This is a genomic window from Mycobacterium sp. (assembly GCF_019247615.1).
Lineage (GTDB): Bacteria > Actinomycetota > Actinomycetes > Mycobacteriales > Mycobacteriaceae > Mycobacterium.
In genome coordinates this window covers 41,725-51,419 of the sequence record NZ_JAFBAT010000283.1, presented here as the reverse complement: position 1 = coordinate 51,419, position 9,695 = coordinate 41,725, and the positions used below count along the sequence as shown (strand labels likewise).

Here is a 9,695-nt window from a genome sequence, read left to right as displayed (position 1 = left end):
GTGCAAGCCGGCTTGCGGAGCAATCCCGGGATCGTCGCGACGGCCGCGCATTGCGTCAACGCGATCCGGCGACCTGCGCGGCGCCGGCGGGTCTGCAAAGATTCTTCGATCTGCCGCTCATCACCGGCCGGGCCGCCGCATTCTTGGCGCGCACAGGAACACGCTGAGGAACAGGGGTGTCGATGGTTAAGCCGCTTGTCGTCGCGCAATCGCGCGTCGTAGAAGTGCCGCCCGAGAAGGCATTCCGCGAAACGATGCAACTACCACTCCCCGAACTCTTCAGCCATTGGTACGGGCCGATCCCGCCGATCAAGGAAGTGCGCGATCAGACGGGCGACTGGGACGCGCCCGGCCGAAGTCGCAGGCTCATCATGCCCGGCGGCAGTGTGCGCGAAGAACTCAACAGCGTTGACCCGCCGCGGTCATTCGGATACCGGCTCACCGATATCACAGGCCCGATGGCGCTGCTGATCGGGTCCGTCACGGGCGTGTGGAACTTCGACCAGGTGGGCGACGGAACCGAAATCACTTGGCGCTGGACCATTTATCCCAAATCGCGGCTGGCCGGCCCGGCGCTGCCGGTGTTCGGCATGGTGTGGAAGGGCTACGCGCGACGAGCGCTGAAATATCTCTCTGAAAGGCTCGCGCGCTGACGGCGCGAGGGCCTTCGGTACCGTCGGAACCATGTGCCGACTTTTTGGGTTGCACGCCGGGACACACGTCTGCACCGCGACGTTCTGGCTGCTGAATGCGCCCGACAGCCTGGCCGCGCAAAGCCGCAGGAACCCGGACGGCACCGGCCTGGGCGTGTTCGACGGTCACGGCCGGCCGGAGGTCCGCAAGGAACCCATCGCGGCGTGGCAGGACTCCCGGTTCGCCACCGAGGCGCACCGGCTGAGCGGCACGACCTTCGTCGCCCATGTTCGTTATGCGACCACGGGGGCGCTCGACGTCCGCAATACCCACCCCTTCTTGCAGGACGGCCGGATCTTCGCGCACAACGGCGTGGTCGAGGGGCTGGCCGATATCGATGAACGGCTGCGTGAGCTCGGCACTCGCGATGTGGTCTTGGGCCAGACCGACTCCGAGCGTATCTTCGCCCTCATCACCGGTTCGATCCGCGCCCGTGACGGTGACCAGACGGCCGGTCTGGTCGACGCCGTGAGGTGGCTCGCGGCGAATGTGCCCATCTATGCGGTGAACGTGCTGGTGAGCACGGCGGCCGACATGTGGGCTCTGCGCTACCCGGATTCCCATGAGCTGTACCTTCTGGATCGGCGCTGTGACCAGCCGGAGGAAGCTCGCGACCCCGCATTCGACTTGCGCACCAAGCGCATTCGCGCGCAGTCGGAGCATCTGTGCACCCGCTCGTCGGTGGTGTTCGCCAGCGAACGAATGGACGACGACCCGCGCTGGCGTCTGCTGGAACCGGGAGAGCTGGTCCACGTGGGGCCCGATCTGGGGATCACCCGCAGCGTGGTGCTGCCCGACCCGCCCGCGCATCTGCTGCACCGGGGCGACCTGAGCGCGCCGGTCCGGCAGGCCCAGCACACCTCGGTCTGAGGTCCCGGAGGTGGCAAGCAGACGCGCGCTCGTCCTGGCCGGCGGGGGAATAGCCGGAATCGCATGGGAGACAGGGGTTCTGCGCGGCATCGCCGACGAAGCGCCGGAGGCGGCGCGGATGTTGCTGAACTCAGCCGTGCTGGTGGGTACGTCGGCGGGTTCGGCGGTCGCCGCGCAGATCGGCAGCGGCAGCGCGCTCGATGTGCTGTTCGACCGACAAACCGCCGAGTCCTCGGCCGAAATAGATTCCGGCGTCGACATCGACGACATCACCGAACTCTTCCTTGCCGCGCTGGGCGAGCCGTACCACGGGGCTGAGGACAACACCCGAGAACAGCTGCGGCGGATCGGCGCCGTGGCACTGAGGGCCAAGACGGTTCCCGAACCCGTGCGACGCAGGGTGATCGAGCGGCGCCTGCCATCGCACGACTGGCCCGAGCGGGTGCTGCGGATCACCGCGATCGACGTCGCGACCGGCCAACTGGTCGTCTTCGTTCGCGAGTCGGGCGTCGAACTCGTCGACGCCGTCGCGGCCAGCTGTGCGGTGCCGGGGGCATGGCCACCGGTGACGATCGCGGGCCGGCGCTACATGGACGGCGGCGTCGCCAGCTCGGTCAACCTGTGGGTGGCCGGCGACTGCGACGTGGCCGTGGTGCTGGTGCCCTCCGGTGTCGACGCGCCATCGCCCTTCGGCGAGGCGCCGGCTGCCGCTATCGCGGCGTTCTCCGGCGCGACGTTCGCGGTGTTCGCCGACGACGACTCGTTGGCGGCATTCGGATCAAACCCCCTGGACCCGAGGTGCCGCATCGCCTCGGCGGTGGCCGGACGCGAACAAGGTCGCCGTGAAGCCGAGGCCGTCGCGCGTTTCCTGGGTGTCTGATGAGGCCCGTGCCGATCGCGTGAGGCAAGATCGAATGCCAAGGCGGGCAACGTAATCGGACGTCAGCCTGCTGATCGGGCGTGCGATTATCCCCGACCATCTCGGTTCACGAGATGGCGTTCACCGCAACCGACAGTCTCTGCTTCAGCTGATCGGGGACCGGGGTGTACCCATGTTCCCGCAATCCATCCTGACCGGCGCCGATCGAGCTCTGCATGAACGCCTTCACCGCCGCACCCTCCTGGGCGTCGGGATACTTCGAGCAGACGATCTCGTATGTCGCCTCCACGATCGGGTAGGAGCCGGTTTTTGTGGGTCGGTAAAACGACAGTGTGTCGAGCACGAGGTCGTTGCTGTTCCCGATCATCGAGGCTTCGGAAATCGTTGCGTCGACCGAAACGGTGCTGATCGCCACTGGATCGGGACCGGCGGACGTGATGATCTTCGCCATGTTCAGCTCATGCTCCCGGGCGACCGACCATGCGACGTAGGTGATTGCCCCTTCAGTGCTTTCGACGGAGGCGGCGGTGCCCCCGTCACCCTTGGCGCCCTCACCGACACCGCCGTTGAACGTACGTCCGGTCCCCTTACCCCACGCGCCGCCGGACGCGACATGAAGATATTCCTGGAAGTTGTCGGTGGTGCCGGCCTCGTCGTTGCGGAACACCACATGAATGGGTTCGGCAGGCAACGCGACGTCCGAGTTCAACGCCTGGATCGAGGGATCGTTCCAGGTGGTCACCGCGCCGTTGAAGATTTTCGCCGCGGCCGGCCCGTCCAAATTCAGCGAACTCAGACCCTTGACGTTGTAGGCGATCGCGAGCGGGCCGAAGACCATCGGCAGGTTCCACGCCCGCGAGCCGCAGCGTTGCTCCGCCGCGGCGTACTCGTTGCGGTCCAACGGCGAATCCGACCCGCCGAAATCGGTTTGTTTGCTGATAAATTCCCTGATCCCCACGCCGGAGTTGCTGGCTGTGTAGTTCAGCGTCTGGCCAGGGCAGGCGCGTTCGAAGGAGTTGACAAAATGGTCCATCGCCTTGGCTTGGAAGGTCGCTCCGCTGGCCGTCAGGACCTTCTTCCCTCCGCACACCACCTTCCCTACGCCTGCGGTCGATGTTGTGGTTCCCGCACACGCTGACAAAGTCAGTACCCCGGCGGCCAATACACTCACCGCGGTGCTAAATCGGTTGAGCTTCAATCTCGTTCCTCACGTTAAGGATGAAATACGATCGCCTCTCGGCGTGCGCAAAGCCGTGTCTCGCGGCGGGAGCTGACAGCAGAAAGGTCAGCGTTCGGCGCGCCACTCGTCAGCGACTCGACGCTGACTCCGCCGGTTTCGCTGGGGCGTCGGGTCTGAGGTGCTCCCACCAGCAGAAGATGTAAAGCACCATCGAGATGACCATCACGACGATCACCCAGACGGTGACGACGACATCGATCCAGGCTCCGAACGGGGGCGCGTTGGGAAACGCGTTTCGCAGCGGTACCACCGCGAAGAGCATTGCCGCATACCAGGTTGTCATCGGCGGCTGAAACTTTCGTCGGCCACGTTTCGTCTGGACGGCCACCACCAGGGCAAGGCCGGCAAGCGCGATGAGAACAACCACCAGGATGCAGGTGAACAGTGCGACGCTACGCGTCCGGTGCAGCTGCACCGAGTACTGTCCCAGCGGATTGTCTTTGGCGCCGGCCAGGACCTTCGCGGTCCAGCCGGGCACATGTTCGATAACCGTCGCTTTCACCGGTTCCGGTACTTCGGCGGCGCCGTGGAAGAGGACAACGTGAATCGGCCCGGCAAGGTATTGATCGAAGGGCCATTGCGAGACGTCACCGGAAACATCCATAGTGACTGGAAAAACACTGGGCACTTGGCCCTTGGGCCAGGTGTGCTTGACAGGGGTTGCCCCGTATGTGACCGCGATACCGAGGTCTTCCCTGAGACCGCGGGTCAGCGGGTCGAGCAGTGCAGGTCCGGGCGAAACGGCGACTTCGGTGACCAGGTCGCCCTTCAACGGCTGAAGATCTTCGACATCGATGGTTACCGTCGTCCCATCGGCCGTTGGCTCGCCTTGAGCAAGTTCATGACGAGCGTTCGAACCCGCGGTGCCATACAACACGATCGAGGCGACATAGACGGCAATGAAGACCACCACACTGATGATGCTGAGTCTCATGAGCTACGGCTCCGCACGCAACAACCATCCGCCGACAACAGGCCCCCTTATGTACCCGCATGGAAAGTGTTTCCACGCAGAGATGTAAAAACGCGAAATTTGGCCGCAGGCTTATGCCCGATGTCCCGCCGCTATCCTGCTCATGCCCGTCAGTCACGATAACCGATCCAGTCAAGTTTCGCGGAATGCGCGTCTCTGATGACCTGCCCAGCGCGCGCCTGGACGCCGCTTGTCGCGCCGGGCCAAGACGTCAATTGGGGCCGCCGGGCGGCCGTTGGCAACGACGAATTCCGACGTAGAGTTCATTCTGGATTTGGGCCGGCAACGACAGCCGACGTCGATCGTCAGCTGGAGTCGGCGCTCCTCGGCTGTGCTGGATGCGTTCTGGCACTTGAGATTTCGGTCGGCGAGCTGCCCTGCTCGGATTACGTTGTCGGAGAAGGTGACTGGCCGGATTCCTTGCTCACTGCGCGGATCAGCCCTCGAGCGCGGAGGTGGCCGTGGGGCGGTCGGCTTCTAGGGTGTCCAGGGCCTGGTCGGCCAGCGCCCGACCCACGGCGATCACCTCGACCGCACGGTGGAATTCCAGGGCGCGGCACGTCGTACGCGGCACCTCGATCAGCACGTCGGGCGGGTAGGCCGCCAGCGTGTGGCGTGCCAGTGCGGATTGGGCGATGTCGATCGTCCGATTCATCACCTCGAAGCCGCCCAGTCTCGGGAGTTCGGGTGGGTCGCCGATGTCGTCGACCCTCTCCTCGCCGCTGGGCTCCCCATCAACGTCTTCGGTCCAGGTGTCCACGCCGAACCGGCTGAGCACGGCCCGTGCGCTCGGCCGGTCGAGCAGCGAACGCGCCGCCGCGATGTCGAAGAGCGCGGAGGTGCTGCGCACCATGCGGTTCAACCACTCGGCCGTGGCGCCCGGCTCCGCGTAGCGGTGCTCGATGGCTTCGCTGCCGCTCAGGCTCACGGCGAGCGTCACATCGGCGTTGACCGCTGCGATCGGTGCCATCGGCAGCGGATCGAGGATGCCGCCGTCGGCGAGCAGGCGTCCGTCTACTTCGTGCGGGGCGATGACGCCCGGAATCGCGATGGACGCCCGGATCGCCTCGTCGAGGGGACCGCGCTGAAACCACACGGACTTGCCGGTCAAAAGATCGGTCGCCACCGCGGTGTAGGGGATGGGCAGTTGCTCGATGGAGACCGGGCCGACGATGTCGCGCACCGCGTCCAGGATCTTCTCGGCACGCATCACTCCGGCCGCGCTGATCGACGGGTCCAGCAGCCGCAGGATCGTGCGCTGTGTCAGCGACTTCGCCCACTCGGCGAACTCGCCGAGGCATCCCGCGGCGTGCAGACCGCCAACCAGCGCTCCCATCGACGAGCCGGCGATGCCGACGATGTCGTAACCGCGCGCCACCAGTGCCTCGATTACGCCGATGTGGGCGTAGCCGCGGGCGCCGCCGCTGCCGAGCGTCAGCGCCACCCGAGTCGGCGGCGCCCGACGCGCCGCTGCTCCTGAAGGTCGGTCGGGCATGCGTTCATTTTGCGCGGCGGAAGCCAGCTTCACGGGCCGGGCCGGCACTTTTTTCATCCATGATTCCAAGCGCGCAGGCGTTCGAACCGCTGCCCCGACCTAGCCACGGCGCTAGCCCCCGAGCTAGCCGCATTCGTCGTTGGCGGCCGCCCGCGCGGCGGTGATGAGGGCCGCCTGGCGGGCCAGCGTCAGCTCCGACCACCGCGTGTTCCAGCTGCCCGGTGTCCCGGACGGCGACGACTGAACCATCGCCAGGTACGGCTCCAAGAGCGACGCACCGGTCCTGTGCTGTTCCATCCACACTTTTGCCGCGTGACAGGCCTGGAAATACTCCTCCTCTGTCGAGTCCGCGGGGATGTCGATCCTGGTCGTCACGCCGCCGGGGGACACCCCGACGGCATCCGGCGGCGCCGTGCTCGGGCCCCTGGGGATGCCAGACGGCCGTGCCGACGGTGCCGAGGTTCCGCCGTTGGTTGGGCCGTGGCGGGAGCAACCGGTCATCCCGGGCACACCACCCAAAATCATCACCAGGACAACTGCGCCCCAGAGTAGGGGACGGAGACCGCGCCAGCGCACCATGCCAATCTATGCAACACTGGCTGCCGTGACGGAGCTCTTCGGATTTCGCGAGTGTTGTCGGCCGTAACACGCCGCCGCTCGCCCTATCCGTCCACCTTGGAGCTCTCCGATGTCTCTTCCCCTTGCGACGCGTGCGCTCGCGCCCACCCGGCTGCGGGTGCCTGACCTCCTGCACGCCGCCGACCAAGCCGCCGACGATGTCCTCAGCGGACGCTGTGACCATCTGCTGCCGGCGGGCGGTGTGCCGGAGTCGCGGCGCTGGTTCGCCCGCATCCGCGGCGACGACGAACTCGACGTCTGGCTGATCAGTTGGGTGCCGGGGCAGCCCACCGAATTGCATGACCACGGCGGGTCACTGGGTGCACTGACCGTGCTGTCGGGCTCCCTCAACGAATTCCGTTGGGACGGAACTGGTTTGCGACGGCGCCGACTCGACGCGGGCGATCAGGCCGGCTTCCCGCTCGGCTGGGTGCACGACGTGGTGTGGGCGCCCAGGCCCGTGACCGGGCCGGCGGCACCCTCAGCCGCGAACATGCGGCCAGCCGCACACTCGAGCGCGCGGCTATTCGATGACGCCCCAGGTCGGCCGGAGCGGCCCACCCTGAGCGTGCATGCCTACTCGCCGCCGCTGACCGCGATGTCGTACTACGAGGTCACCGACCGCAGCAGGTTGCGCCGCCAGCGCACAGAACTGACCGACCAACCGGAAGGATGGCAATGAGCCGCATCGACCTTGTCTTGAGAGCCGCGCGGCGGCGTTTTCGGCGCCTGCCCGCCGCCGAGGTGCCGGCCGCGCTGGCTCGCGGGGCGGTGCTCGTCGACATCCGGCCGCAGGCGCAGCGGTCGCGCGAGGGCGATTTGCCCGGCGCGCTCGTCATCGAACGCAATGTGCTGGAATGGCGCTGCGATCCGACCAGCGAGGCCAAGCTGCCCGAGGCCGTCGGCGACGACGTCGAATGGGTGATCGTGTGCTCGGAGGGCTACACCTCGAGCCTGGCGGCGGCCGCGCTGCTCGACATCGGCCTGCACCGGGCCACCGACGTCGTCGGCGGCTACCGAGCGCTGGCGGCCGCCGGCGTGCTGGATCGGCTGGGCGGCAGTGGCCGACCCCGGCCGCGCCCGGCGCAGCCGGACCTCCTGTCCCCGGATCTCGCGAGCACCGGGCGCCGATGGATTTAAGGGGATGGCGTGTTGCTCAGCCGGTGGAGCCGCTGATGATGGCGTCGGCGTGCATCAGAGGCCGCAGCTTTTCGGTCTTCTCCGGCGTCCAGCCGGGCGGCGAAAGCACCTCCGCCCAGCCGTTGGCCACGTCGGCGACATAGCGGTGGCCGTGGCCGTCCGGCACGTCGGTCGCCAGCGCCATGTCGGCCGAGACCTGCAGGAAGGTCACCAGCGGGATCCAATGCGTCTGCGGCAGCACGTCGTAGCCCCGCTTCTCCCGCAGCCATGCCGGACTCTTGAACAGCAGGTCGGTGGTCCACCACGCGATGGGATCGGAGGCGTGCTGCAGATACACCACGCGCGGGTGGTCCCACGGCGCGGCGGGGCGCTCCAAATCGCTTGGGCGAGCGACGAAGCGGACGTTGCGGCCGTCGTCATAGATGGGTAGCCACTCGGGAGAGCCCGCATCGCGTGTTGCCGTGAGCTGACGCCAGACGGTGTTGTTGAACGTGGGACCGCTGAACAGTGCACCGTCGGTGCGGGCGAGGATGTTGTTCAGGCTCATGAACGGCGCCTCGCCGCCGAAGGATCCCAGGCTCTCACCGAAGACGACCAGTTTGGGCCGCTGACCTTCGGGCAGCCGCCGTACGCGTTTGTCGACGGCCTCGAACAGCGCCTGGCCCGCGCGTCGGGCATTCTCCTTGTCCACCAGGAACGACAGCCAGCTGGGCAAGAACGAATACTGCATGCTGACGATCGCGGTGTTGCCGTTGTACATGTATTCGAGCGCGTCGGCCTCCGCCTCGTTGATCCAGCCGGTGCCGGTGGTGGTGGCAACTGCGACGACGGCCCGGTGCAGTCCGCCGGTGCGTTCCAGTTCGGCCGCTGCCAGCTCCGCGGTCGCCGCGATGCCTTCCGCGGAGTTCAATCCCGCATAGGCCCGGATGGGTTCGGTCGCCGGTGCGCCGTTGAATTCGGTGAGTTTGGCGACGCTGGGGCCGGCCTCGACGAAGATGCGGCCCTGGTGGCCCAGCGTGTCCCACTTCACCAGCGACGCCGGGCCGCCTGACCGCAGCGGGGATTTGGGCGCATCCGTTTCGGCCTTGCCCTCCTCGTTCACGGCGTTGAAGGTGCGGTTCAGCTTGTCCATGGTGAACTTGATGACCACGCCATTGAGCAGCGTGATCGTCAGCGTCACGAGCACGACGACGACGATCGTCGCCGAGACGCGGAAGGGCGCGATCCGATCCACCTGTCCGACCAGGAACATGGTCAGCCGTCGGAGCAATTGACCGATTTCGACCAACGTGAACAGCACCACCAGTGACAGGATCGCGGCCTCGGGGTAGTCGTACCATTCCAGGTGCTTGACGCCCATCAGGTTGCGCACGTCGTCCTGCCAGACGTGGAACCGGATCGCCATGAGGACCATGCCGATCACACCGATCGGGACCAGCACCCTCCAGGCCCAAAGTGGTGCCGGCGGGCTGGAATCCCTAGAACGCATATATCGGACCAGCCAGACGGCGAGGACGCCCAGGCCGTAGCCGATGGCACCCGAGAAGCCGCTGACAAGTGCCTGGAACAACGCGGTTCGTGGCAGCAGCGACGGCGTCATGGAGAACCAGATGAAAAGCAACCCGACGGCGGTGCCGGTAAAGGTGTAGCGGCGCACCCACCATGGCCGGTGAGCCGGCGTCGCTTCCGGGCCGGCTAGCGGGCCAGGAGTCCCTGCAGTTTCCGCAGGCGATTCCTCGCTGATTTTCGTGTCTTTCACCGAGCCCGGCTCGCTCATGACGGCTCC

General features: G+C 66.6%; 10 protein-coding genes and 1 pseudogene. 6 read left to right on the top strand and 5 right to left on the bottom strand.

Annotation, left to right across the window (positions count from 1 at the left end):
* From JO059_RS19805 to JO059_RS19790, 4 genes and pseudogenes are all read left to right on the top strand, one after another.
* Nucleotides 1-167: pseudogene (locus JO059_RS19805) on the top strand (dihydrodipicolinate reductase); the annotation flags it as partial.
* 15 nt (nt 168-182) lie between these two features.
* Complete coding sequence (locus JO059_RS19800; RefSeq protein ID WP_293321813.1) at nt 183-653, top strand: SRPBCC family protein; 471 nt, start codon at nt 183-185, stop codon at nt 651-653.
* Between the two features lie 31 nt (nt 654-684).
* Nucleotides 685-1,563, top strand: a complete 879-nt coding sequence (locus tag JO059_RS19795) for a class II glutamine amidotransferase (protein WP_293321811.1) — start codon at nt 685-687, stop codon at nt 1,561-1,563.
* Nucleotides 1,564-1,573: 10 nt separating this feature from the next.
* Nucleotides 1,574-2,443 carry a patatin-like phospholipase family protein gene (locus JO059_RS19790; protein ID WP_293321809.1) on the top strand — a complete coding sequence of 290 codons (870 nt, stop codon included), beginning with the start codon at nt 1,574-1,576 and terminating at the stop codon, nt 2,441-2,443.
* Nucleotides 2,444-2,549: 106 nt separating this feature from the next.
* Here the strand turns inward: JO059_RS19790 and pstS are convergent, their stop codons facing one another.
* The 4 genes from pstS to JO059_RS19770 all read right to left on the bottom strand — a co-directional run bounded on the left by pstS (nt 2,550) and on the right by JO059_RS19770 (nt 6,676).
* Nucleotides 2,550-3,641, bottom strand: a complete 1,092-nt coding sequence (gene pstS, locus JO059_RS19785; protein ID WP_293321807.1) for a phosphate ABC transporter substrate-binding protein PstS — start codon at nt 3,639-3,641, stop codon at nt 2,550-2,552.
* 109 nt (nt 3,642-3,750) lie between these two features.
* Nucleotides 3,751-4,617, bottom strand: coding sequence for a DUF4436 domain-containing protein (locus tag JO059_RS19780; RefSeq protein ID WP_293321805.1), 867 nt, complete (start codon nt 4,615-4,617; stop codon nt 3,751-3,753).
* 475 nt (nt 4,618-5,092) lie between these two features.
* Complete coding sequence (locus JO059_RS19775; RefSeq protein ID WP_293321803.1) at nt 5,093-6,151, bottom strand: patatin-like phospholipase family protein; 1,059 nt, start codon at nt 6,149-6,151, stop codon at nt 5,093-5,095.
* Between the two features lie 123 nt (nt 6,152-6,274).
* Nucleotides 6,275-6,676, bottom strand: coding sequence for a lipoprotein LpqV (locus tag JO059_RS19770; RefSeq protein ID WP_293321821.1), 402 nt, complete (start codon nt 6,674-6,676; stop codon nt 6,275-6,277).
* A gap of 163 nt (nt 6,677-6,839) precedes the next feature.
* On the opposite strand from JO059_RS19770, the gene JO059_RS19765 reads away from it, so the two are divergent.
* Together JO059_RS19765 and JO059_RS19760 are read left to right on the top strand one after the other, a co-directional pair.
* The gene (locus JO059_RS19765) at nt 6,840-7,451 is read left to right on the top strand and encodes a cysteine dioxygenase (RefSeq protein WP_293321801.1); all 612 of its coding nucleotides are present in this window, start codon (nt 6,840-6,842) and stop codon (nt 7,449-7,451) included.
* Entirely contained in the window at nt 7,448-7,909 is a 462-nt protein-coding gene (locus JO059_RS19760) for a rhodanese-like domain-containing protein (RefSeq protein ID WP_293321799.1), read from the top strand. The genes JO059_RS19765 and JO059_RS19760 overlap by 4 nt, the downstream gene beginning before the upstream one ends.
* 16 nt (nt 7,910-7,925) lie before the next feature.
* Here JO059_RS19760 and JO059_RS19755 read toward each other — a convergent pair whose 3' ends face one another.
* On the bottom strand, nt 7,926-9,686 hold the full coding sequence (locus JO059_RS19755) for an alpha/beta-hydrolase family protein (RefSeq protein ID WP_293321797.1): 1,761 nt from the start codon (nt 9,684-9,686) through the stop codon (nt 7,926-7,928).
* Nucleotides 9,687-9,695 lie beyond the last annotated feature (9 nt).

What these genes read in the sequence shown, in the direction of transcription:
- JO059_RS19780 (WP_293321805.1), bottom strand. Translation starts at nt 4,617, where the DNA reads ATGAGACTCAGCATCATCAGTGTGGTGGTCTTCATTGCCGTCTATGTC.
- JO059_RS19755 (WP_293321797.1), bottom strand. Translation starts at nt 9,686, where the DNA reads ATGAGCGAGCCGGGCTCGGTGAAAGACACGAAAATCAGCGAGGAATCG.
- JO059_RS19775 (WP_293321803.1), bottom strand. Translation starts at nt 6,151, where the DNA reads ATGCCCGACCGACCTTCAGGAGCAGCGGCGCGTCGGGCGCCGCCGACT.
- JO059_RS19770 (WP_293321821.1), bottom strand. Translation starts at nt 6,676, where the DNA reads ATGATTTTGGGTGGTGTGCCCGGGATGACCGGTTGCTCCCGCCACGGC.
- JO059_RS19800 (WP_293321813.1), top strand. Translation starts at nt 183, where the DNA reads ATGGTTAAGCCGCTTGTCGTCGCGCAATCGCGCGTCGTAGAAGTGCCG.
- JO059_RS19765 (WP_293321801.1), top strand. Translation starts at nt 6,840, where the DNA reads ATGTCTCTTCCCCTTGCGACGCGTGCGCTCGCGCCCACCCGGCTGCGG.
- JO059_RS19760 (WP_293321799.1), top strand. Translation starts at nt 7,448, where the DNA reads ATGAGCCGCATCGACCTTGTCTTGAGAGCCGCGCGGCGGCGTTTTCGG.
- JO059_RS19795 (WP_293321811.1), top strand. Translation starts at nt 685, where the DNA reads ATGTGCCGACTTTTTGGGTTGCACGCCGGGACACACGTCTGCACCGCG.